The organism is Microcoleus sp. M2_D5 (assembly GCF_036701935.1).
In the GTDB taxonomy this organism is placed as follows: domain Bacteria; phylum Cyanobacteriota; class Cyanobacteriia; order Cyanobacteriales; family Microcoleaceae; genus Microcoleus.
Map to the genome: position 1 here is coordinate 1 of NZ_JAUBRP010000070.1, position 24,149 is coordinate 24,149.

Sequence of the window (24,149 nt, forward strand, 5' to 3'; positions counted from 1 at the left end):
TATTTTAAAATCCCAAAAGCCTTTCGACCCCAATTATGCGATCGCTACCCCTTGACAGCTCAAGACAGTATCTACAGCTTGTTGAGAATGGTGCAAGATTTCAGTTACATCCGTTACATCCGTTACAAAATCCGCTGCCGAACTTCCTTCTTCCTGAAATCCGTTACATCCGTTACATCCGTTACAAAATCCGTTGCCGAACTTCTTCAAGCTTCCCGCATCACATAGCCAACACCGCGCACCGTCTGAATCAAGCGCTTTTCGCCCTCATCTTCAATCTTGAGCCGCAGATAGCGGATGTAAACCTCAATCACATTCGACTCGCCCAAAAAGTCGTAACCCCAAACATTTTCCAGAATTTGTTCCCGAGTCAAAACCTCGCGGGGATGTTCCATCAAATACTTTAGCAGCTCAAATTCCTTCATCGTCAGGTCGATCGCCCGTCCGTTGCGTAAGGCCCGCCTAGAGGCCAAATCCAAAACTAAATCGCCAAACCTCAATTGTTCGTTGCTGGTGTTATCCGGCTGCAAATACAAGCGCACCAACTGCAAAAACTCCTCAGTGCGGTAAGGTTTGAGAAAATAATCATCCGCCCCAGCTTCCAGACAAGCTACCCGATCGTCAACTGTATCGCGACCCACCAATAGCAGCACCGGCACCCGATTGCCAATACTTCTGAGGTGAGAACACAGTGACAGCCCCGACTCAGGGCCAAGTATGCGATCGATTACAATCAAAGCTGGCTGCAATTCACGGGCTAAATGTTGGCCTGTGGCGGTATTAGAAGCCACCACCGGTTCGTAGCCGGAGGATTTTAAGTCGAGACTCAAGTGTCCGGCGAGAACTTCGTCTGTTTCAACTAGCAGGACACAGGGATTGCGATCGAGAGTAATTGCAGCCATTGAATTGACCGATGGAGACCATAACTGTTCTAGCACGTTATTTGTTATTGGTTATTTTAGTTTTGGACGCACGTCGAGGCCAGAAACCGGGTTTCTTCGTATATCTCTAGTTGAGAAAGCAAAGATTTTTCAGAGAAACCCGGTTTCTTTGGGTAAGTCCTGTGATTTGTTAGTTCTAATTCCCGATGCCCTGTTTGCCCCATGCCCTATGACCATCATCGTATTCGGCAGTATCAACATCGACCTAGCAGCAAAAACTCCCCGGTTGCCGCAGCCAGGGGAAACTATCATCGGTAGCAATTTTTTCACGGCCGGCGGCGGCAAAGGAGCAAATCAAGCCGTTGCGGCCGCCCGTCTCGGCACTTCCACCCACATCATCGGCCGCGTCGGCCACGATAAATTTGCTGAAGAATTATTGACAAATTTACAATCTTATGGTGTAAATACAGACAATGTATTAATAGACCAAAACACTCATTCAGGAGTGGCAATTATCGCCGTAGACGAGACAGGTCAAAATAATATTATTGTGATTCCGGGCGCGAATAACAATGTCGGTGAAGCAGAGATAGAATGTCTCAAAAAACTCTTAACAGCAGCTACATCTTTGCTGTTACAGTTAGAAATTCCCCTGGAAGTTGTCCAAAAAGCTGCGAAAGCTGCTCGTGAGGCGGGGGTGCGAGTTATTCTCGATCCAGCACCGGCGAGGGCGGATTTGCCACTGGAACTTTATCCGCTAATTGATATTATCACGCCGAATGAAGTGGAAGCGAGCCAGTTAGTCGGTTTTCGGGTGAATGACACCGAAACAGCGATTGTAGCTGCCAAACACTTGCAGGAGCGCGGGGTCAAGAATGTTATTGTCAAATTGGGCGATCGCGGGGCTATTGCTGTTACGGCGGATGAAACGTTTTTTGTACCGGCTTTTGCTGTGGAGGCGATCGATACTGTGGCTGCTGGCGATGCTTTTAACGGCGGGTTGGCCTCCGCATTAGATGCCGGTCTGTCCTTGTCAGATGCGGTGCGGTGGGGCGCCGCAGCGGGCGCTCTGTGCACAACTAAAGTGGGTGCTCAAGGTGCTATGTGCGATCGCACAACTTTTGATAATTTTTTGCACAATAGAGCGATCGGATAAATCTTTGATAGAGCCGGTTAACCGCAGATTTCAAGCAGATAAACACAGATAAACGCAGATAATTTCAAGAGATGAAAGTGAACGGTCGTAATAGGTCTATTTTATGTAAAAAATAATCAAATTTTTGTGGGGTGGGCTTTGAGCAACACCCCCAATATGCAAGAATTTAAATCTGTAACAGCTTGCCCTACTTTGGCCGCTGAATAATTGTTTCAACTACCCGTCGCTTGACTTTTGGATCGATTCCAATCAGCCGCACGTATTCGCCGCCGTGTTCCGCCAAACAAGTTTCTAAAGATGCAACCACATCTTTTTCCTGTGCAGTTTTAATCGTCGCGCAACTTTGCCAAGAACCAGTTTTAAATCGGCGGTTATCTGCATATTCCATGCCAATTTTGCAGCCTCTTGCTAACAACTGCTGCACTTGTTCCAATACCTCGGAGCTCAGCCGCGCCCCATGACCGTTACCCGCTTCAGAACTTGGCTCGACGTAAGCCTTATAATATTTGGATGACGGGTCGTTTAATTGACTTTGGGTGGGTTCAGCAGCCGGGGCATTGGGGGTTCCTTGAACGTTAAAAAGCCGCGATTGGTTGTATTCATCTACTAAGCGCATTTCCTTAATCCGCTTTTGTTGGCCCACCATCAAACGGCCCATTTCTAATAAATGAGCGAGGCTGAAATTCGGGTTGTGGAAATCTGGCGCTGCTTCCAAAGTGTTTACCAAACGCTTGGAAACTCGCTCGATTCCTACTTTGTGAATGAATTCGCGGATTTGTTCGTCGTAAATGCGCGATCGCAAAGCGCTAAAAAAGTCGATCGACTGATCGGCAAAATTATCCACTAACGCGACAATATCGGTTTTTGACAATTTGTCCGACTCAAAAATTCCCCCAACAATGCCAATTTTATCATCCCGGCTGGGTTCCCAATAAAACTTCTCCATCCGTCCGTCGCGAATCAGCGGCGCGTACAGTGTAGAAAAATCATTTCCGGTGACAATAATTGGCACTCGGTGCAGCGGCGTACTGTCATAACTTCCCGGCAACTGCACGTTAGTTGGATTGTCAGCAATATTCATCAGAGTCGCATTGACTAGCTGAGTATTGACAGTATATTGAGTAGAAGTATCGAACCTGCCAGCACCGGCATCCAAATCGTTAATAAAAATGGCGCACATCTCGCCGCGCACCCTAATTTGCTCCGCAGCTTCCCGGTAGCGCAAGCGAATTAAACGCGCCGGATCTCCTGCATCCGGGCTTTCTAATTCCCCACCAGATATCATCACCGGTTCAAAGCCCATCCGCCGAAAAACCAGTTCGGTTTGAAAAGTTTTGCCTTCTCCTTTGCGGCCGTGAATTCCCAAAATTAGGGGAACTCTTACCCCGGGTAAATTTAAAAAGTTCTTAGTGACGTGCACCGCAACTTTATCGAGAAAGTTAGGAGAAATGTAATAACTCATCAGTAGATTTGTAAGGGATTAATTGAGGTTACTGTTATGATTTTATGACAAAACTAACAGCCTGCACCGCTAACCTGGATTTTTACCGTACAATCGAGGTCTGCATATTATGTGTAAAGGAGCGATTCGTGAGTCCAGAAACCTTACTAAAAGAACCAAGCGTGCAAGCCGAAGCCAATTCCTTCAGTTCTGAAAGCTTCGACAGCTATGTAATGACGACTTACGGGCGTTTTGCGATCGCCCTAGAACGGGGCCTCGGCTGCCGCGTTTGGGATACCGAGGGCCGCGAATATCTCGATTTTGTGGCGGGTATTGCTACCTGCACTCTCGGACACGCCCACCCGGCAATGATTGCAGCGGTAACTCAGCAAATTCAGACCCTGCACCACGTTTCTAACCTTTATTACATCCCCGTACAGGGCGAGCTGGCAAAGTGGCTTGTAGACCATTCTTGCGCTGATAGAGCCTTCTTTTGCAACTCCGGCGCGGAAGCTAATGAAGCGGCAATTAAACTTGCCCGCAAGTACGCCCACGAAAAATTAAATATCTCGAATCCGACAATTGTTACCGCCGTTGCGAGTTTCCACGGGCGGACTTTGGCGACTATTACGGCAACGGGACAGCCTAAATATCAGAAGGGTTTTAGCCCTTTGGTTCCCGGATTTCACTATGTGCCCTACAACGATATTAGTGCGATCGAAAGTGCGATCGAGCAACTCGACAAAGACGAACGCCAAGTAGCAGCAATTATGCTGGAAGCGCTGCAAGGCGAAGGCGGAGTTCGCCCCGGAGATATCGCTTACTTCCAGCGCATTCGGGAAATTTGCGACGAAAAAGGCATTTTGCTGATTCTCGACGAAGTACAAGTCGGGATGGGACGCAGCGGCAAATACTGGGGCTACGAAAACCTCGGTATTGAACCGGATATCTTTACGTCTGCCAAAGGATTGGGCGGCGGTATCCCGATCGGCGCTATGCTGTGCAAGTCTTCCTGCGATGTATTTGAACCGGGAAGTCACGCCAGCACTTTCGGCGGCAATCCTTTTGCTTGCGCTGTAGCTTTGTGCGTGTGCCAAACTTTGGAACGGGAAAACCTTCTGGAAAACGTGCAGCAGCGCGGGGAACAGTTGAAAGCAGGGCTCAACAAGTTGGCGGCCACATATCCGCATTTAATTGCTGAGGTGCGCGGCTGGGGTTTGATTGTCGGGATGGAATTGCAAGCTGACATCGAACTTACATCCGCTGATATCGTCAAATCTGCCATCGCCGCCGGAGTTTTGTTGGTTCCCGCAGGGCCGAAAGTGCTGAGGTTTGTCCCGCCGCTGATTGTCACTGCTGCTGAAGTCGATCGAGCTCTGCTGGCAGTGGAGTCAGCCTTGCGCTCTCAAGCGGTACAGTAAAATCTACGGAGTTGATTTGTGTTAGCTGTGGCGCTGTAACTAACGATTGCCCAAGGCGTGTCAACTTAACGTCAAACCCATTTACAGACTGATGTTTGACTATTAAGGCCAGATCGCCCTGGCGCCTGCCTTAATAAGGGGAGTAGGGGGTGGGACAGGAGTATTCTCCAAGTCAACCCCTACTCCCCTTATTAATGGGGATTTAGGGGGATCTAGAGTTGGCCTAAAAGCGACATTTATCAGGGGTTTCAGGCTTAATTTGATACCAATGGCGATTGCCGTATCTAGACCCACTATTCCTCAGAAAGCCGGTTTCTTTACCAGATTTCTCGTTATCACACCCAATAGTTTCCCAGAAATCCGCTTTCTTAGTCTAAAATCTATCAGGGTAAAATTAAACCCGCCCCGCTGCACGTCTGTCGGGGCGGGTTTGTTAAGTTTAAGACTTGTGCCGAAGCCTGTTTTTTTAAGCAAATACGTTGTGGCAATGTGTATGGTGGAAAAATCAGGTTGGTTTAATCCCCTGGGTGACTCGTACCTCCGGTTATAGATTGAAATTTAAACCAGGAAGTGATTTAATTGCTGCACAGAAGCAGCGATCCTATCGTTAATAATTCGGCGGAATGCACGATGGATGAACAGCGTCGCAAAACTGATGTTAATATGCTCCAAGCGCTGCTGGAAAATCCTGTGGACTTAGGAATAGATTTGATTTTGAGGGCTGACTCAAAATCGATCGACTTTGGGTTCGTGCAAACGCTTTATGTGGAAGAAGTGGCGCTGACGCGAGAAAGCTTGCTCAAAGCTGCAAAATTTTTCCAAAGGGCGATCGCACCCTTAGAATCTGCAAAAGGGAATTATAAATTGCCCGCAACCGGGGCAGCATATCTGGCTTTTTTAGCAGAAGTATTGCAAGCAGTGGCGCGCGGCGCTGATTCGCAGCACCTGTACTCGCTGCTGAGAAACAATTTAGACAAACTCGACCAGAATTTCGCAGAACTGCTGCGCTGCTGGGCAAATTTGGTGTTTTCTGCTGCCAAAGAATCCGAGAGAAGGCGCATTGCAGCGTTAATCGGCAATCTGAGCAACAAAATTGGGCGGTTTCCCCTCGGCAGCAAGGCTAATAACTTGGAAATCGAAATTGCCGGTTACGAAACAGTTGCTAAGGTGTTTACCCGCAAAGACTTTCCCCAAGAATGGGCGGTGATGCAAAACAATCTGGGCAACGCTTACAGCGATCGTCCCAAAGGTGATAAGGCTCAAAATATCGAACAGGCGATCGCTTGCTTTGAAAATGCCCTACAAGTACGCACGCCCGAAAACTACCCGGAACAGTGGGCGACGCTGCAAAACAATCTGGGCAACGCTTACAGCGAGCGTCTCAGGGGAGATCCGGCAGACAATCTAGAACACGCGATCGCCTGCTATCAAAACGCGCTGCGAGTTCGCACCCGCGAAACTTTCGGGGAAGAGTGGGCGAGCACTCAAAACAATCTCGGCCGTGCTTACAGCCGGCGGCTGCGGGGCAACCGAGCCCAAAATCTGGAACTGGCCGTCGCTTGCTACCACAATGCTTTACAAGTCTACAACCGCAAGGTGTTTCCCCGGCGTTGGGCCACAACTCAAAATAATTTGGCAAATGCTTACTGCGAGTTGCCGCAGGGCAACCGCGCTGAAAATCTCGAATACGCTGTTACGTGCTATCAGAGAGCTTTGCAGGTGCGGACTCGGGAAGCTTTTCCGCAGCAGTGGGCGACGACTCAAAGGAATTTGGGCCGGGTGTTTGTCGATCGCATCAAAGGCGATCCGGTGGAAAATTTGGAAATGGCGATCGCCTGCTATCAAAATGCTTTACAAGTCTACACCCGCATCAAATTTCCCGAAGTCTGGGCTTCGATCCAAACTTACCTCGGTAGGATCTACAGTCGGCGGGTGAAAGGGGAAAAAGCGGAAAATATGGAAATGGCGATCGCCTGCTATCAAAATGCTTTGCTCTTTTGCAACCGCCAAAAAACTCCCGAACGCTGGGCAATGCTGTGTGCCTACCTCGGCCGCGCTTTCTGCGAACACGTGAAAGGGGAAAAAAACCGCAACCTCAAAAGCGCGATCGCCTGCTATCAAAATGCGGGCGAAGTCTACACCAGGCAGGCATACCCCAACCGCTGGGCAATGTTGCAAATTTATCTCGGTAGGGCTTATTCGCAACTGACGGAGGCGGAAAACTTGTCCCAGATGGAAAGCGCGATCGGCTGCTATCAAAACGCTACCCAAGTCTACACTCGCGAAACCTATCCCCACCGCTGGGCTGAAATTTTATTTTATTTAGGTCAAGCTTACCGAGTTCGAGGCGACTTGCTTCGCGCTTACGGGGTTTTTACTGCTGCTGTCGATACTGTGGAATTCTTGCGCTGCGAAGTTGGGGTTGATACAGTCGATTTTGGCGATTCCCTACGGGATAGCTACGCTTCACGGACGAGTACCGCAAAAGTCAAATTAACCCGCACCTGGGCTGGACTCTATAAATGCCTGGTGCAAGTTTGCCTGGAACTCGGCGCCAGCCAACCTGAATATTGCGCTAAGGCTCTGGAATACGCCGAACGCCACAAAAATCGGAATTTGGTAGAACTGCTGGTTAAATGCCACTTGACTCCGAAAGCCGAAATTCCAGCAGCGGTGCGAAGCGAGTTGGAGTCCCTGCAACTGGAAATAGCGGGGGAACAGCGGCACCAAGAACAGGGAGAACCCGATCCGAACACGACTTTGATTTCTGAGGGCGATAGCCAAGGTTTGAACAGCGGTTCTCTAATGCCGAACTTGGACTTCATGCACTTAAATCAATTGTGGAAGCAGTTTGATAGGTTGATTGCGCGGGAGGTTCAGGCAAACGACCCTTTCTTCAGCCTAGCTCGCAAAGTTGAACCGATCGCTTTCGAGCAAATTCGCCAATTGTTGCCTGATGACAATTGCGCTGCTGTGGTGTGGGCGAGTTTGGGGGAGTTGTTGGTTGCTTTTGTGGTGGTAAAGAGCGCACAATATCCGGCCGTTCACCTGTGTTCGCCGGAAAATGCTTTGGCTGCCGAAAGTTGGGGCCAGGAGTACCTCACCGCTTATTCTGAACAAAAAGGTCGCTGGATCAATCATCTCCAGACTCGCCTCAAACGTTTGGCTGCGATGCTGGAAATCGATCGAGTGGTGGCGCTGATTCCCGATAATTGCGATCGGCTGATTTTTGTGCCGCACCGATTTTTGCACGCTTTGCCGCTCCACGCTTTGCCTCTGGGGGGGAGAGACGGGTTTGAGGATGGTGGGGGAATTTTTAGGTCTGGGTGGAGCGATCGCAGCGGTTTTGAGGTGGAAACCTACAGCCTTTCGGATTTTTCTCAAAGTTCGTCTTTTGGCGATGTTGCAGCGCCTGCTACTTATTTGATCGATCGATTTGCCGGAGGAATTCGCTATGCTCCTAGCTGTCAGCTATTGCTGTTGAGACAAAGTGCACGCGGAGCGGCTATTGGTCGGTACAAACCCGGTTTGCAGCAGCTTTTGGCAATTCCAACTTTCACCAGAGATGCGTTCTACAGCAACATTGAAATCGGCACTATTTCCCAGTATTTTGCCAGTACAGAAGTTGTGCGCCACAAGCCGGCAATTAAAGAAGCTTTTTCCCAAGAAATGTCTGCTAATAATGGTAATTTACCCCACCCTATAGGGCAGTTGCAGCAGAAAAAATGCGCTCATTTTGCTTGTTTGAGTTTGCTTAATTTGGCTTGGCCGCTGAAATCCGCAGTGTTTTTGAGGAATGATTCTCTGAGTTTGGAGGAAATTTTTAATCTGGATTTTCGGCAATATTTTTTAGTTACTTTATCGGGTTGCGAAATAGCCGCTGGCGGAGTTAGCGGTGCTGGAGGAGATTTTGTGGGTTTGTCGGCGGGTTTGTTGTATGCTGGCACGTCTAGTGTGGTTAGCAGTCTTTGGAAGGTGAACGATGTTTCTACGCTGCTGCTGACGAGCAAGTTTTATGAAAATCTGGGACGGTTTTCTGCGTTGCAGGTGGGAGATGTGGCGATCGCGCTGGGGGAGGCTCAAAGGTGGCTGCGGGATTTGACTAGCGAGGAATTGGAGGTGTTGCTGGCGGATTTTCAACCTCAAATTTCGCAAATGTTCGATCGGCTTTCTCCAAGTTCTCGCCTGATTGCGGAGGCTTCTTTGCAGCAAATCCGCAACCGCAAACCCTATCCTTTTGCCAATCCTTATTATTGGGCGGCTTTTACTGCGGCTGGGGTTTAGTGATTAGTTATTAGTGATTAGTGATTAGTCAACAGTCAACAGTCAACAGTCAACAGTCAACAGTTATTAGTCATTTAAAAACCCGACACTAACAACTTATTTAAAGTTGTCAGTGTCGGGTAAAAATTCAACAAATTACAGCAAAAGTTTAGGATTTTTTGCCTAAAATTTGTTCTTTCAAGGCTTGAATTTCTTGACCTAATTGTTGCCGGTTGGACGATCGCAGCAAATAGCGGTAGACAAACCACCCGGTGTATCCGATACCAATTAGCTCGAATGTGGGTGCTAGTAGGGGGATGTCGTTGAGTTCGTCTATTACGCCCAAAAGCACTTTCAAAGAGACAATCGAGGCTATAATTACACCGATAACAGTCAGGGGACTTTTGTACTGCTCGTAAAAGCTGCCGATGTAAGCGGGAAACTCGGACAAAATTGAGATAATTTGTTCTTTGATCTGCTGGGTCTGACTTGGCGGTTCTTCGGTAATTATGACTTTTGTTGTACCGCTGGAACTGTCTGCTTCATTTCCGGCAGGAATTTCGGTGATGATAACGGTTGTTTCTGGTTCGTTTGATGAAGTCATTTCTCCACTCGCAATAGTTTTTTGCTGGTTGGCGGCAGGTATTTCAACTGCTGCTGCGGCTGTTTCAACTGCCGAAATATCGACTGCTGAAACCTCGGTGCCGGCTGTTTCCACAGGCGATATTTCGACTGCTAAAACCTCCGTTCCGGGTATTTCGGTAGCCGATATTTCGACTGTTTCCACAGGCGATATTTCGACTGTTTCCACAGGCGATATTTCGACTGCTGTCACCTCTGCCGCTGCTGTTTCAACAATCGGTGTTTCGACTGCTGGCTGTTCTGTAGCAGGAGTTTCGGCGACTGTTTCTGCGTTTGGTTGTTCTGGGGTTGGAGTTTCGGCCGCCACACCAACACCAGGCAAATTCAAGTTGCTAATGGCATCAAGCAAACGGGTTTTAGCCGTTCCTCGCTGGTGAAGGATTACCCAAGATTCTATCAGGTCTGGGCCGTGCATTGCACCTGTCAGAGCGGCTCTGAGCGATCGCATAATTAGCCCTTTGTTAAGATTTTTCTCTTTACTGAGCTTTTTAGTGATTTTCTGAGCTTCCGCTGATGTCAGGGATGAATGACTTTCCATCGCTTCTACAACTGCTTGTAAAGCCTGTGCAGCCCCTGTTTGCTGCAACTGTGCGAGTGCTTCTTCTTCGTATTCCACCGTGGTGGAGAAGAATACCTTGCACATATCCACAGCATCGGTTAAGCGAACGAGACTCGGGCCGATTAAAGCAGCTATTTGTTCGAGCCAGGGGCGATCGGCCTCCAAGTCAAACTCGTAACCGCCTTTCTGCCACCAATAAGGTATCAGCAAATCTGTCAATTGCGGCACTGGCATTTTGTGCAGGTATTGACTGTTAAGCCAATTGAGTTTATCCCAATCAAATTTGGCGCCGGCTTTGTTGACTCGATAGAATGTAAATAATTCGGCTGCTTCCGACAGTGTAAATATTTCCTGCGTTGAATCCGGCGGAGTCCAGCCCAGCAAAGTCATGTAATTAACTAAAGCTTCGGGCAGGTAGCCCATATCTTTGAAGTCAGAAATCGAGGTTACGCCGTCGCGTTTAGAAAGCTTTTGCCCTTGCGAGTTTAAAATCAGCGGCGTGTGGCCAAATTCTGGGATTGTCGCGCCCAAAGCTTCGTAAAGCAATATTTGTTTCGGAGTATTGCCGATGTGATCTTCGCCGCGGATGACGTGGGTGATGCCCATGTCGATGTCATCGACAACTACGGCGAGGTTGTAGAGTGGTTGGCCGATAACGCCGCCGCTGGATGCACGGGCAATTACCATATCGCCGCCGAGGTCGCTACCTTTCCAGGTTACGGTGTCGCGCACCATGTCGTTCCAAGCGATGGTGCGATCGTCGTCGATGATAAACCGAATCACAGCTTGTCGCCCTTCGCCTTCAAAAGCTGCGCGCTCTTTGCTTGTCAAGTTGCGGTGCCGGTTGTCGTAGCGGGGGGCCTGTTTGTTGGCTTTTTGTGCTTCCCGCATTTCGTCGAGTTCTTCCGACGTGGTGTAGCAGCGGTAGGCGAGCCCTTTGTCTAGAAGGGTTTGGACTGCTCGGCGGTATATTTCCAGACGCTGCGACTGAAAACTCGGGCCTTCGTCCCACTCCATACCCAGCCAGGTGAGTCCTTCGAGGATGTTATCGGTGTATTCGCTTTTAGAGCGTTCTACGTCTGTGTCTTCTACCCGCAGGATGAATTTTCCCCCTTGGTTGCGGGCAAACAGCCAGTTGAATACGGCGGTTCTGGCGGTACCGATGTGTAGGTTTCCGGTGGGACTGGGGGCTAGACGGACTCTGACATTCATGTAGATTTTTGCTTTTAGATTGGGGGCGATTTGCTGGTTGGGCGAATAGCTGATATTTAAGACTTCAAATTTTATTATATTTTGTTGCCGACTTAATAGTTGTGCTTGGCAGGTGCTTTGCCTCTGATTGCTTGATATTCGACGATCGGGCGATCGGGCGAAAGTCTCAGGCAAGGCACGAGAGGGCATCTTGATGATAATAGCTTGCGGGCGGCCAAGACTGGATTGACCTTTGGGACTATTTTTCACACCACAAATAACTGCTTTAGGAGTACCGAAGGCGCACCTGATAACTATTTATCCTTGTAAAATGTTTGTGTGCGATCGACGACATTCAAATATATTTCCCTATGTCTGCTGCTAAAACTGACTTTTCCGAATCTGTTGCGCCCTCACGCGAGTCTGCTGCGCCTGCTTGGCAGATTGAGTTGCTGTACGACGGTGAATGTCCTCTGTGCGTGCGGGAGGTTAATTTCTTAAAAAAACAGGATGCGGGGCGAGGTTTAGTGTCGTTTGTGGATATCGCGGATGATGGCTACAACCCGGAAGCCCACGGCGGAATCGACTACGAAACGGCGATGGGGCGGATTCACGCGGTGTTACCCGACGGTACGACGGTGAAAAATGTAGAGGTTTTTCGCCGAACCTACGAGATTTTAGGTATGGGATGGGTTTATGCTGTGACTAAGTTACCAGCAATCGGGGCGATCGCCAATTGGCTGTACGGAATTTGGGCCCACTGGCGGCTGAAGCTGACGGGAAGGCCGGATTTAGCAACTATTATGAGCTCACGAACTCAGCGGATCGAGTGCGAAACTCAGGGCCGCTGCCAACCCTACTCGAAATGAGTCATATTTAGTAAGTGCGATCGACCTATCAGAAGATGTCAGCAGAAACAGACTGCAACTAACATTAAAGATGGACTGCTATTAAAGGTCAAAAAAAATGCAAGATGCAGGCTATACAGTCTTCATGGGCTTCGGTGGTCTCTGGATACTCATGGGAATTGCCGCTGTGATTTTCCTGTTAAAATCGGACGGTCAAAAACTTAGGTTTGGCAAATGGGGATTGCTAGTTGCGATTCCGATTCTCGTACCCATCGCCCTGGTTTTGACATATCAGATAGCCCGACCGTTTATTTCCTCGCACCTTTGAGCGCTGCTGGGAGTCGATCGTCCGTGGGAGAAAGGAATTAGTTAAATTAAGTTTATTATTATTGCTCACTTTCGGGCGATCGTAACTGGTGCCTCACCCATACTCGCAAAGCGTCAATTATAGTCGTATCATCCTCCGTCTCGGCCATCTGCAAAAATTGATTGATTATTCCTGAAGAAACAATCGGAAAAGCGACACTGTATTCACAGCTTGCATATTCTCCGTTCTGAAGTTGAAAAAATTGTACAGTCTCTCCGAGATATCTCCATATTTCAGGAACTCCTAAGTTTTTGTAGATAGTCAAGCGATTAGTAGATGGACTGGTGAGATCGACTTCAATAATTAAATCTGGTGGCGGATCGATGGACAAGTTAATTTTTCGGCCGCGAATACGATCGACATTTTGGATATAAAAACAGGAATCCGGTTCTGCACCTTGTTTTAAATCTTCACGGTTGAGAGTCGTCGAACCAAATCCCTTGCGTTTCAATTTTAATTCGTCACTTAAAGTAGTCACAAACTGTTTCAACAAACAGTTAACAGTTTCATGCAAATCTGATGGCATGATAATTTCTAATACTTCTTGAAAATAGAAAAACCGCGAGGCTCTCTTGTCTCCGGCTTCTGCTAACAAGCTTTGGTAAGTCTGCCAACTGATATTAGATAATACCACCCGTTGTGTGGTTTTTTCTGGGGAGGAGTTAATGAGCGTAACGGTCATACTTCCCTCCCTTTTAATCTATAAAAATCTTCAACTTTTTATTTTGGACTTACGAGAGAACGGGACAGACGGGGCTCGAACCCGCAACTTCCGCCGTGACAGGGCGGTGCTCTAACCAATTGAACTACTGTCCCTCGTGTTGCCGTCTTTTCAGGCACAATTTCTATTATGCCTATAACTTCACCTTTTGTCAAGAGGTTTTTTGAACTTTTATTTGGAAGCCCAAAATTTGAGTCTCTTGCAGGGGACTGAAGTTGTTGTCGCTCACCAAAATCAGACCTCTGCTAGCATCCGCCAGGTCGGGGCCAAATGTCAACCCCTCAATGTTGTCTAGGGGAATTTTCAGCGTGTCCAAATCCAGCAGCAGCCGTTTTTGAGCGGGAGAAACCTCGCCCAGACGGCTTTTGAGGCTTTCGAGCGCTTCAATACGATCGCCCTTTTCCAGAGAAATCTCAAAAATTCTGATAGTTGTGCCGGTTTCCAGGGAGAAAGCACGCTCTAAACTCAGCAAGCGGTTATCGTCGATCGCCACCAAATCCACTAAACCGTTGCTAGTTAATTTTCCCACAGGATTCGCGCCAGCCGGTAGCGGTTCGGTGATGTAGAGAAACGATGCTTCTGGATTGCCGCTCACCGCATCGTAGCGCAAAATCCGGCACGGAGTCCCGGTTTCCAGGGAAGCTACGGCGCCATCTTGAACCAAGGCGTTTTCGGTAGCTGTAAATAGGTATTTGCGATCGGGCGTTAAAGTTAAACTTTCAAATGATAGATTGTTGCGGATGCCTTTAGTGCTTTTGTCATCCGGCAAAAATAGTTCTGGAATTGCCAGCGTTTTCAGGAGTTTACCATCGAGGGAGAACTCTTTGATAAAAGGATTTATTTGGCGATCGACATCTCCCTCAGAAGAAACAAACACGCTATTGCCAGTAAAAGCTATCCCTTCGGTATCTAAACTTAATTCAGGAAAACTTTTGCCGTTTTCATCTAATAAAGTAGTGACACCACTAAAAGTAATTTGCTCTTTTTCCAGTTTACCAGATTGCAAATTAATTTTGAGAGTATAGAAGCGCGCCGGAGCTTTGCTGCTGCGGTCATCAGAAATGGCATAATAAACTTGTTTCTCTGCATCATAAGTAATACCCGAAAGTCCGCCAATTTCGGTTCCCTGAAACGGAGAACCTGTAGGAAATATTGCTCTGCCGATAAAATCTATTTTCGTAACCGCGAAAGATTGAGCTGATTGGTTCACCCAAATAGCAACAGTTGCTGCCATCAAAAAACAGACAATAAATATAGTTGCTTTTGCTAGCTTTCGCATTTGATGAATAAGTAGGCTATTAAACTATTTCACTTTGAGCCTGCATATTGGGGCGGGCAAGATGCCCACCCCACAATAATTTCACAGGAGGCCGAATACAAGAAGTGTAATATTTTTCAAAAGACCAAGCAAATATTTTTTTAGCTTAACTACCTTCTTCTTCTCTTTCTTCCTTCGCGCCCTTTGCGTCTTCGCGGTTCGTTAAATCATAAATTCACTGTTTCTGATTCAGCAAAAAATTGGTTAACCAATCTTTAACCACATAAGTAGCACGACAGTCGTCCTCATTGTAGCGGACGATCGCCTCCAAGAGCGATCGATCGCCAGTTTTGAGCCAATCGTCGTACCAGCAGACGCACTGAGCACCATTAGCCTTAGCATCTCGCCAGTCAAAACCCAGCCAGCGGGCAATTGGTTTGAGTGCGTAACTTTCCACCGGCATAATCGCTTTTTGCGTCACTTGTTTGTGAATATCTACAAACCGTTTCAGCACGGGTTTCCACAAATAAGCTGGAGTATTGTAAAGTTTAGCCAGTCGCTTAAAAGTCTTGACTTCGTAGTCGCAAAAGTGGAAAATCGGAGCAATGGGATAAGCCCACATTAATTCTAAAAATTGCTGCCAGATGACACATTCTTCTGCTGCTGATTCTGCTAAAAAACCGTGGAATTTTTGAGTATTGTTGTACCTGTCCACAACTAGGACACCGTGGAGGTAATCTAAGTTTAACTCTGGTTCCGCTTCAATGTCAAAGTATAGTTCGATTGGGGCGATCGGCAAAAAGACAGATTGGGAATACGGAATTGGTTTCTTGCGGAGAATTGGCGCAGGTATAGAAGATGTCGCCGGTTTATTTTCTGTAGTTTTTCCCATAACAAGATTAACTTTTGCTAAACTCTTCTCGGCAACTTCTGGTATGGTTATAAATTCATTAACTTCTGCCTCTTCCCTTATTCCTTCTTTCCTCACACCTAGATCCGTTAAATTTGTTAAATCCCGTACAGTGTTCGCTGTCGAAATTCTATCCGCTACATCCGTTACAAAATCCGTTGCCGAACTTCTATCCGTTACATCCGTTACATCCGTTACAAAATCCGTTGCCGAACTTCCTTCTTCCCGCAACAACGGTTGATTTAGCAAGTGCGATCGAGCTTGCTGCACCACATCAAAAGCAACTCGATCCGGGAATTCTGGATACTCAGCAAGCAGTTCGGAACTAGCATTAGCGAGAGCTTCTACATCAGTAATTCCGAGAGTTTTTAGTCTAGCATAGCGGCTGGCAGTAACTCCCGGCAATAAGGAAAGATGTTTAATAGATTCGGCTTCGGCGTGACAGATAGTATACCAACCGCAAAGATTGCACTTTTGCCGGGAAATAAACACCTCTGGTTTATCCCGATTTTCTATCATCTGAATGCAATCATCTAAAATCTCGAACATCTGAGGAGTTCGCTGGTCGAGATTCACCGAGCACAGCCCTTTTTTTCGCAGCATCAGCCACGCAGTGTCGGGCATTGTTTCCTGTACGGAAGCTAAAACTTGGGCGTGAAAAGCTGCGATAATTTGATACTCTTGTTTTGGTCGCTTGCTAAGCCAAATATCGGCAGTAATATAACTCCAATCGCCAAATTTTGATTGTCCGGGTTGTTTGATTAATAAATGGGGGCGGCTAATCAGGGTAATGTTTGAAGAGTGCAGATTGGAGGATGAAATATCAACGGGAGTTTCGGGGATTGCGCCAAATTCGGGGAAATACTGACTGTCAATTCCTACCAGAGAAGTTGTTGCAGCGTTGGTTTTGCCCAATTCGCCCCGGATCAGAACTCCTCGGTAAATGCGATCGACCCCTTGCTGCATTAAACTCAGTGTAGCGGCCGCGCCGGCTTCCCAATCCCCTCTAGGATAATATGGTTCTTGGTAAGTCTCGTTTTCCAAAGCTTGCTGCTGGTATGTCGCGCTGTCGCGCATCAGTTTCAGCAGAAAGTCGCTGGGGGGATCTAGTTGTTTCCAGTCTCCGCAGGTGTCTAAAAAAGCTCGGAGATGGCATCGCTGATAGGAAAGTAGCAGTTTGTCAGTTATTAACATTTAGTATTCGCAAGGCATAGAGTATCAGACAAAAGGTATAAAATTCACAGCATCAGTTATTCAATATTAACGCTATCAATAATTCCCCAAAAACAATGACAAAGGACAATCACCGGCAAAAATTCCCAGCTTTGGCCAATAAAGCTTATTTTAACTACGGCGGACAAGGGCCGCTGCCTGAGCCTGCTTTAGAGGCGATTTATGAGGCTTACAAACGGGTGCAGCTTGGGGGGCCGTTTTCGGGGGAGGTGGGGGCTTGGGTGGTTCAGGAGGCGATGCTGACGCGACGCGCGATCGCATCTGAGTTGGCGGTACCTCCTGAAACCATCGCCCTGACTGAAGATGTCACCGTCGGCTGCAATATTGCGCTGTGGGGCATTGACTGGAAAGCAGGCGACCATTTGCTGCTTTCTGATTGCGAACACCCCGGCATTGTAGCTAGTGTAATGGAACTTCAGCGCCGTTTCAACATTGAGGTTTCGATTTGTCCGTTGGCGGCTACTTTGAATGAGGGCGATGCGGTGGCGGTGATTGCTGATAGTTTGCGGCCAAATACTCGCTTGTTGGTTATCAGTCACATTTTGTGGAATACTGGCCAAGTTTTGCCTCTGGCTGAGATTGTAAAAGTGTGTCATGAACCCCCCCTAACCCCCCCTTGCCAAGGGGGGAGACAAGAGGAATTTTCGCTGATTCAAGGCGGGGGGGAAACAGATATAAAACCCCCCCTAACCCCCCCTTGCCAAGGGGGGAGACAAGAGGATTTTCCCCTGATTCAAGGGGATGGGCAAGAGGATTTGTCCCTAATTAAAGGGGGGAGACAAGAGGATTTGTCTGCAAAGAAGCACAAAGTTAGGGTGTTAGTTGATGCGGCTCAATCTGTGGGGGTTTTGCCTTTAAATTTGATTGAATCGGGGGTTGACTTTTATGCTTTTACGGGTCATAAATGGTGGTGCGGCCCGGAAGGTTTGGGGGGACTTTATGTGAGTGCGGAAGCTTTGGCAGATTTGCATCCGGTGTTTATCGGTTGGCGGGGAATTGTGACGGATGCTAATGCTAAAGTCCTTGGGTGGAAGTCGGGCTCGCAGCGCTATGAAATTGCGACTTCGGCTTATCCTTTGTATGCGGGTTTGCGGAGTGCGATCGCCCTGCAACATGAATGGGGTACGATCGAGGAAAGGTATGCAGAAATTTGCCGTTTGAGTCGGTATCTCTGGCAGCGTTTGTCGGAACTTCCCGATGTGGAATGTTTGCGGAAATCTGCGCCGGAAGCGGGTTTGGTTTCGTTTCGATTAACTAATGGGATGCCGCACAACAAGCTGGTCAATTTGTTGGAGAAACAGGGAATTATGGTGCGGACAATTCTTAATCCTGACTGCGTGCGGGCTTGCGTTCACTATTTTACCACTGAGGCGGAGATTGATAAGTTGGTTGGGGCGATCGCCATTCAAGTAGTATAGTCTCTAGCTTGAGGATTCTGCTACAATTACAACTAGATTTCAGCTCAAGTGATATATACCAGATTTTTACAGTAACAATGGCTCAATTTTGGTTTGCACCTCCTCAATTACATCTTGAGATACCGACTCAACCAATCGAATACCGCGAGCTTTCCAGGCTAGACACTTGATTCGACCGGCAATAATTACTCCCTGAACTTTTAATCTAGTGGGTAGGATAACTTCAAAAGGATACCCTTTTTGTTGTTTTGTAATCGGCATAAATAGAGCTAAGGAGCTTTTCTCGTTGTAGGAGCGAGGCGACAGCACAAAAGCAGGTCTAAGTCCTTTTTGCTCGTGTCCCTTAGTTGGGTCAAAGTCTAAATAAACGATATCGCCTCGACTCGGAATGTAGGGATTTGATTGTGTCACCAAACTTCGTTCCCCACAGCAATTCCAGTATCAATCTCAGTATGAACATTCTCTGGCGTCATTGCCTCGATCAACTCCTCAAGCGAATACCGCCGACGAACGATAGGCTCGATTGTCAGCTTGCCATCTATCAAGACAAGCTTCACTTCGGAACCCTCAGCCAAGTTAATCTCTTTAGCTAAGTTCTGCGGAATCCGAATAGCAAGACTGTTTCCCCATTTTGCGATCGTCGCAACCATAGCCTGAACCTCTAGTTAGTGATATCACTCTGAGGAATTTACCCTTTATAACAGAATGTATATACAGAGTATCTACAGTGTAGCGACTAAGCGGATGTTTGACAAGCGCAGAAAATTTGATAAAAAAGCCGATCGCCCTTTCTATAAAACACCAAAGGACGATCGACTTTTTACCTAAATTAATCTGAACTCACGCACTCAATTAGTATAGCCGGGGCGGGTTTATCTAGATTGTTTGTGAGCCTCAAATATTATCTGTAAAACCCGCCCCTACAGGGCATCGTAGGGGCGGGTTTTACCAGCCATCTATGTTGGAAACCAACAATATAATAAACCCGCCCCCACCCAAGTCCTATTAGTGACTGTGCCCGTGCCCGCCATGAGAATGACCGTGTTCACCATGAGAATGCCCGTGCCCGTGAGAATGACCGTGCCCGTGAGAATGCCCGTGATCCCCATGAGAATGCCCGTGTCCTTCATGAGAATGCGCGTGCTCGCGGTGTGCGGAAGCCAAACTCGGATTAACAGCAACCGCAGTCTCACTCAACAACGCTTCAATCTGCGGATTTGCCCACTCAGCCGCCATTTTCAGAAACTCTGGACGATCGTTAACGCAAGGCAATTTGCGGTAAGTAACTCCTTGACGCTGTTTCTGCAAAGACTCAATAATGTGGTCTACATCTAACAAAGTTTCGTGATTTTCTGTCGCAAATCCGATCGGCATAAAGACGATCGCAGTTGCACCCAAATCAATCAAATTCTTCGCAGCCAACGTCGCATCCGGCTGCGTCCATTCAATCAGCGGCGTGTCGTGGTTCAGCCAACCCACCGAAATCAAAGGATAGCGATACATCAAACGTTCCCGCACGCGATCGTACAAAGCTTGACTTTCCACAATTCCCGAAGTAAAGCCCTTCGCCTTGTGCGGACAACCGTGATTCATCAGCACAATCCCAATCTGAGAAGGCAAATGCGCTACAGCTAAATCGTTCTTAATTTCCTCTTCAACCAAATCCGCCATTAGCTGGATGTAAGCAGGTTCATCGTAAAAAGAAGGAATGTAGCGCTGTCCTTTTACCCAATGTTCTTTGCCATCAAAGGTTTGTGCTAAAGCTTTATTCACCTGTTCGACTGCAATGCCGCTGGTGAAAACAGAATCAACTACCAACAGCGGATAAATCAGAATTTTGTCAAATCCTTCTGCTTTAATTTGAGGGATTACTTGTTCCGGCAAAAACGGCGCGCAAAAGTTAAAAGCTTTGAACACTTTTACTTTATCGCCCCATTTTTCCTGTAAATTCTTTTCAATCCCGGCGCGCTGCTGTTCAAAAATTGCATTGTGGGGCGAAACGAATTTACCGTGTTGGTGACTCCACTCGTGCAAGTCAAAGATTGCTAATATCTTCGCCAGCGGCGGATAAATCCAAAGCGGTACTGGCGCAAACTTTGCCGTAAGCAAATTTAAAGCTTGTTCGTTGTAGTTGGCAAAATCGTCGTAGCTTTCGACTTCGCCGTAACCCATCAGCAATACAGCAACGCGATCGTTACTTGCGGGTGCTGCAGATGTTTTGTACTCGATTTTTTCTGGAGAAGCAACCACTTTGTATTCCTCAATTTTATTTATTCTAAGAGATCCAAACAGGATGAAGGGTGAATCGGAGATTTTTCATTGTTTGCGATCGCACGACTGACGTGCGCGGGGCTGATTCCCGGTTTCTCGGCCCCTACTTCCCGGTTAAACCTCTTATTTATCCTAGAAACCGGATTGATGGGCATCAGTCCTAAGTAGGTTTTTTGACCGAGAATTTCTTCATGTGATACCCGCCACGTGATTTATCTCGCGCAAATCAATCCCAAATCGAAAATCCTCAAGAAAGAGCATTTATCCCTGGGGTCAATCTAAAATCTAAAATCTAAAATCTAAAATCGATTGACCCTGACCGGAAATTCGTAGGCCAGCTAAGCTGGCAGGTCTCTAATTTTCACAATCCTGTTTGTTTAAGCTTTTGTGGGGTCGGCTTCGATGTCGCCCGAAAAGTTAAATCTAAATACAGAACTGCTTAAAACTAGAATCAGCCTTTGCTAAGCTTGACAGGAGATGGGGCGGGGGGGGATAAGTTTCATGTTTTCTTAAGACTCCCTGACCTTGCCTCAGATTAATGGGGTTTGGAGCGTTCCCAGCTTTTAACTTGGGGGGATACTCTTCAAACTCGACTCTATTATAAGTTTAACACCCTATCCCCTGGGGTAGTATATGATATAGTAGGTATATGATAAAGTTATGTTGCGAACTATATTAACTTTCTTGACGAACTATGAGACTGGTAATTTGCCCCGGAGTCCACGAACCAAAGCTAACCGACTGTTTCCTGGCGGGACTTTCGGCGGTTTGGGGACTGGCTGCCGATCGCCAAAACCAGCCAATAGTCGATCGTGTCAAGATTTTTCCCGCTCATAAATATCCGCCTTTTTCAGCTCTTGATATATTGCACTTTTTGTGCATCGAAGAGTTAGCAGGAGAAAGTCTAGTATTTGTCAGCTTTTCGGCAGGAGTAGCCGGGGCGATCGGGGCGGCTTGGATGTGGCAGCAACTCGGCGGCAAAGTCGGGGCTTTTTTTGCCTTAGACGGTTGGGGAGTACCCCTGGGGGGCAATTTTCCCATCCACCGAATCAGCCACGATCGCTTTACGCACTGGAGTTCGGCAATTCTCGGTGGCGGTGGAGAAAGCTTTTATGCAGATCCGGCGATCGAACATTTGGATTTATGGCGAGCTCCCCAAACCGCAAAAGGCTGGCACCTCAGCCAAACCGCCGCCGGGATTGAGACTGTCGCACCCACAACCGCAGCAAAATTTTTAGTCCACCTATTGAAACAATACGGAGTCCAATCAGTTGTTTAATCTAAATTTAGTATCCTCAGCGATCGCACCTATTGCCACCATCGCCCGCCTCGACAATTCTGTCTCTTCAGCCACAACAAACAGCATCAAACAGTGGTTGATATTTAGCGCCTCAGCATTTTTAGTCTCAATTCCAGTCTTCGTGCAAGCACCGTTAGTTCGCTTGTATCCAACCATCAGTTTGCTGTCAACTATCCCCTGGTTCGTTCTGAGTTTAATTCTCATTTTCCGCCCCAAAACCCAACTTTGGGGAGATTTATTATTAGGATTTGCCGGATGCTGGCTGGCAGGTTCTATCTATTGGGGCTGGTTTAGATGGGAACCTATTTTACATCTACCTATAGAAGCAATTGGCTTGCCTTTTGCTATTTGGTGCTTAGGCAAATCTTGGGGAAAAGTTGGCAGCTATTTTTATTTAGGTTCCCTCTTGGGTACTGCCATTACCGATTTATATTTTTATTTAACAGGCTTGATGCCCTACTGGCGCCAAGTTATGCACGCGGAACCGGAATTAGCTATGCCGATTTTTCAAAGTGCGATCGGTCAAATTGAAACTCCTTGGGGTATAGGTTGCGCTTTAGTTTTAATCGCTGTGTTGCTAACAGTGGGTTTGCTGAGTTTGCGCGATCGAGAACTGCACTGGCGGGCGTTTAGCGGCGCGGTGTTAAGCACGCTTTTGGTAGATGGTTTATTTTGGCTGGCTGCTTCGGCTGCTTGAGATTTATGATTGGTTCCTATGTTGGTAATTTTTGACCGCAGATGCGGGCGGATTGACGCAGATTAACGCAGATTTTTTTGAGAGATGTAGTCTGGAGATTCCCGATTTATTAAAGAAGTCGGGAATTTGGGTATTTAGCGAACAATTATGAGTTAAAATCTAAAATCTAAAATCTGAAATCTAAAATCTAAAATCTAAAATCAAGATCATGGCTTTCATTTCAATTCGCGGTGTGGAACATTATTACGAGTGGATAACGGCAGATAACAGCGCTGGGCCCAGCGGCAAACCAGTGATGGTATTTCTGCACGGCTGGGCGGGATCGGCGCGCTACTGGGAAAGCACGGCACGGGCTATTGCTGATGATTTTGATTGTTTGCTCTACGATATGAGAGGTTTTGGTCGATCGCCCTTGCCGAAAGAGCCTCCTGAGTCCAGCTACGAACTCGAAACCTATGCCCGCGATTTAGCGGAATTATTAGAATCTCTGAATTTAAGCCGCGTCTTTCTCAATGCTCACTCTACAGGTGCCTCAATTGCTACTTTATTTCTCAACCTTTACCCCGAAAAAGTAGAAAAAGCTATTCTCACTTGCAGCGGGATTTTTGAATACGACGAAAAATCTTTTACAACTTTTCACAAATTCGGTGGCTATGTGGTAAAATTTAGACCCTCTTGGCTGGCATCCATCCCGTTTGCCGATCGGCTATTTATGGCTCGGTTTTTGCGCCGTTCCCTGCCCGCAGAGGTCAGTCTGGCGTTTCTCAAGGATTTTTTAATGGCAGACGAGCAAGCTGCTATCGGTACAATGGTGACGGCAGTCAGTAAAAGAGCAGCCGAGGAAATGCCCCAAGAATTTGCGCGGCTGAGTGTTCCCACACTGCTTGTTGCCGGAGAATTCGACCAAATTATCCCCGCCGTCATGGGAGAGCAAGCCGCCTCCCTCAGCAAAAAAGTAGAATTTGTTATAATTCCGAATACGGCTCACTTTCCGATGCTGGAGGATGCCGCAACATACTTGCAGCGAATTCGAGAATTTTTGCCAGCAGCGGCTTAGCTGAGTTATTGTTCATCTAATGTACGATCGGACACGCAAGCTTTGAGAACGGCTTTTGCTCCGATCTTAATTTTTAATTCCTAATTTCTTAAAGCGAAAGGTGGTACAATGAACGACCTCGACCAATACTATAAAGTGCTGGGACTGTTGCCGGGAGCTTCCAGAGAAGAAATTAGCCAAGCCTACAAGGATTTAGCGTTCATTTGGCACCCCGATCGCATCCCCAAAGACAATCCCAGACTACTGCAGAAAGCTGAAGAGAAGATTAAGGAAATTAATCAAGCTCGCGAACAATTGCGATCGATTCAACCAAGAGGTCAGAATCAAAACGTTCAGCACAAACATACTCAGCACAAACATACCCAGCAACAAAACACCCAGCACAAACATACCCAGCAACAAACTAGCCAGCAACAAAACGCTCAGTACAGAAATACTCAGCAACAAACTAGCCAGCAACAAAACGCTCAGTACAGAAATACTCAGCAACAAACTAGCCAGCAACAAAACGCTCA

The 24,149-nt window shown here is 47.4% G+C and carries 21 protein-coding genes, 1 tRNA gene and 1 pseudogene; 11 read left to right on the top strand and 12 right to left on the bottom strand.

Annotated elements, in window-relative coordinates:
* Positions 1 to 228: hypothetical protein (locus QUA50_RS23350; protein WP_333267472.1), on the top strand; the 228-nt coding region annotated here is incomplete at its 5' end.
* On the opposite strand, the gene nblR is transcribed toward QUA50_RS23350, so the two are convergent.
* Positions 207 to 902, bottom strand: a complete 696-nt coding sequence (nblR, locus tag QUA50_RS23355; RefSeq protein WP_333267470.1) for a response regulator transcription factor NblR — start codon at positions 900 to 902, stop codon at positions 207 to 209. The genes QUA50_RS23350 and nblR overlap by 22 nt on opposite strands.
* A gap of 208 nt (positions 903 to 1,110) precedes the next feature.
* On the opposite strand from nblR, the gene rbsK reads away from it, so the two are divergent.
* Positions 1,111 to 2,037, top strand: a complete 927-nt coding sequence (rbsK, locus tag QUA50_RS23360) for a ribokinase (protein WP_333267469.1) — start codon at positions 1,111 to 1,113, stop codon at positions 2,035 to 2,037.
* A 187-nt stretch (positions 2,038 to 2,224) separates the two neighbouring features.
* On the opposite strand, the gene QUA50_RS23365 is transcribed toward rbsK, so the two are convergent.
* Complete coding sequence (locus QUA50_RS23365) at positions 2,225 to 3,499, bottom strand: ribulose bisphosphate carboxylase small subunit (protein WP_333267467.1); 1,275 nt, start codon at positions 3,497 to 3,499, stop codon at positions 2,225 to 2,227.
* Positions 3,500 to 3,627: 128 nt separating this feature from the next.
* On the opposite strand from QUA50_RS23365, the gene QUA50_RS23370 reads away from it, so the two are divergent.
* Positions 3,628 to 4,899 (top strand): aspartate aminotransferase family protein, encoded by a 1,272-nt coding sequence (locus tag QUA50_RS23370; RefSeq protein WP_333267465.1) that lies wholly within the window; start codon positions 3,628 to 3,630, stop codon positions 4,897 to 4,899.
* A gap of 630 nt (positions 4,900 to 5,529) precedes the next feature.
* A complete protein-coding gene (locus QUA50_RS23375; protein WP_333267463.1) occupies positions 5,530 to 9,183 on the top strand; it encodes a CHAT domain-containing tetratricopeptide repeat protein in 3,654 nt (1,217 codons plus the stop codon).
* A 148-nt stretch (positions 9,184 to 9,331) separates the two neighbouring features.
* Here the strand turns inward: QUA50_RS23375 and QUA50_RS23380 are convergent, their stop codons facing one another.
* The gene (locus QUA50_RS23380; RefSeq protein WP_333267474.1) at positions 9,332 to 9,766 is read right to left on the bottom strand and encodes a CAAD domain-containing protein; all 435 of its coding nucleotides are present in this window, start codon (positions 9,764 to 9,766) and stop codon (positions 9,332 to 9,334) included.
* A 366-nt stretch (positions 9,767 to 10,132) separates the two neighbouring features.
* Positions 10,133 to 11,575, bottom strand: a pseudogene (gene gltX / locus QUA50_RS23385) (glutamate--tRNA ligase); the annotation flags it as partial.
* 350 nt (positions 11,576 to 11,925) lie between these two features.
* Between gltX and QUA50_RS23390 the strand changes: the two are divergent.
* Positions 11,926 to 12,423 (top strand): DUF393 domain-containing protein, encoded by a 498-nt coding sequence (locus QUA50_RS23390; protein WP_333267461.1) that lies wholly within the window; start codon positions 11,926 to 11,928, stop codon positions 12,421 to 12,423.
* Between the two features lie 97 nt (positions 12,424 to 12,520).
* Positions 12,521 to 12,730: a hypothetical protein gene (locus QUA50_RS23395; RefSeq protein ID WP_333267459.1), complete on the top strand. Its 210-nt coding sequence runs from the start codon at positions 12,521 to 12,523 to the stop codon at positions 12,728 to 12,730.
* 58 nt (positions 12,731 to 12,788) lie between these two features.
* On the opposite strand, the gene QUA50_RS23400 is transcribed toward QUA50_RS23395, so the two are convergent.
* From QUA50_RS23400 to QUA50_RS23415, 4 genes are all read right to left on the bottom strand, one after another.
* Positions 12,789 to 13,451 carry a Uma2 family endonuclease gene (locus tag QUA50_RS23400; RefSeq protein WP_333267457.1) on the bottom strand — a complete coding sequence of 221 codons (663 nt, stop codon included), beginning with the start codon at positions 13,449 to 13,451 and terminating at the stop codon, positions 12,789 to 12,791.
* Between the two features lie 60 nt (positions 13,452 to 13,511).
* Positions 13,512 to 13,585: transfer RNA gene (locus QUA50_RS23405), tRNA-Asp, on the bottom strand.
* A 56-nt stretch (positions 13,586 to 13,641) separates the two neighbouring features.
* The gene (locus QUA50_RS23410) at positions 13,642 to 14,769 is read right to left on the bottom strand and encodes an esterase-like activity of phytase family protein (protein ID WP_333267455.1); all 1,128 of its coding nucleotides are present in this window, start codon (positions 14,767 to 14,769) and stop codon (positions 13,642 to 13,644) included.
* A gap of 214 nt (positions 14,770 to 14,983) precedes the next feature.
* Positions 14,984 to 16,852 carry a TM0106 family RecB-like putative nuclease gene (locus QUA50_RS23415; protein ID WP_333267453.1) on the bottom strand — a complete coding sequence of 623 codons (1,869 nt, stop codon included), beginning with the start codon at positions 16,850 to 16,852 and terminating at the stop codon, positions 14,984 to 14,986.
* 95 nt (positions 16,853 to 16,947) lie between these two features.
* Here QUA50_RS23415 and QUA50_RS23420 point away from each other — a divergent pair, with 95 nt between their 5' ends.
* Entirely contained in the window at positions 16,948 to 18,309 is a 1,362-nt protein-coding gene (locus tag QUA50_RS23420) for an aminotransferase class V-fold PLP-dependent enzyme (protein WP_333267451.1), read from the top strand.
* 66 nt (positions 18,310 to 18,375) lie between these two features.
* Here QUA50_RS23420 and mazF read toward each other — a convergent pair whose 3' ends face one another.
* The 4 genes from mazF to QUA50_RS23440 all read right to left on the bottom strand — a co-directional run bounded on the left by mazF (position 18,376) and on the right by QUA50_RS23440 (position 20,735).
* Positions 18,376 to 18,720: an endoribonuclease MazF gene (gene mazF, locus QUA50_RS23425; RefSeq protein WP_333267449.1), complete on the bottom strand. Its 345-nt coding sequence runs from the start codon at positions 18,718 to 18,720 to the stop codon at positions 18,376 to 18,378.
* Entirely contained in the window at positions 18,717 to 18,959 is a 243-nt protein-coding gene (locus QUA50_RS23430) for an AbrB/MazE/SpoVT family DNA-binding domain-containing protein (RefSeq protein WP_333267447.1), read from the bottom strand. Before QUA50_RS23430 ends, mazF begins: the two co-directional genes overlap by 4 nt.
* 355 nt (positions 18,960 to 19,314) lie before the next feature.
* Entirely contained in the window at positions 19,315 to 20,559 is a 1,245-nt protein-coding gene (locus QUA50_RS23435; RefSeq protein WP_333267445.1) for a ferrochelatase, read from the bottom strand.
* A gap of 20 nt (positions 20,560 to 20,579) precedes the next feature.
* Complete coding sequence (locus QUA50_RS23440) at positions 20,580 to 20,735, bottom strand: hypothetical protein (protein ID WP_333298885.1); 156 nt, start codon at positions 20,733 to 20,735, stop codon at positions 20,580 to 20,582.
* 539 nt (positions 20,736 to 21,274) lie between these two features.
* Between QUA50_RS23440 and QUA50_RS23445 the strand changes: the two genes are divergently transcribed.
* The 4 genes from QUA50_RS23445 to QUA50_RS23460 form a co-directional block, all read left to right on the top strand.
* Positions 21,275 to 21,859 carry a hypothetical protein gene (locus tag QUA50_RS23445; RefSeq protein WP_333267443.1) on the top strand — a complete coding sequence of 195 codons (585 nt, stop codon included), beginning with the start codon at positions 21,275 to 21,277 and terminating at the stop codon, positions 21,857 to 21,859.
* A complete protein-coding gene (locus QUA50_RS23450) occupies positions 21,852 to 22,577 on the top strand; it encodes a DUF3120 domain-containing protein (RefSeq protein WP_333267441.1) in 726 nt (241 codons plus the stop codon). The genes QUA50_RS23445 and QUA50_RS23450 overlap by 8 nt, the downstream gene beginning before the upstream one ends.
* Before the next feature lie 208 nt (positions 22,578 to 22,785).
* Positions 22,786 to 23,634 (top strand): alpha/beta hydrolase, encoded by an 849-nt coding sequence (locus QUA50_RS23455; protein ID WP_333267439.1) that lies wholly within the window; start codon positions 22,786 to 22,788, stop codon positions 23,632 to 23,634.
* Positions 23,635 to 23,742: 108 nt separating this feature from the next.
* Positions 23,743 to 24,149: DnaJ domain-containing protein (locus tag QUA50_RS23460; protein ID WP_333267438.1), on the top strand; the 407-nt coding region annotated here is incomplete at its 3' end.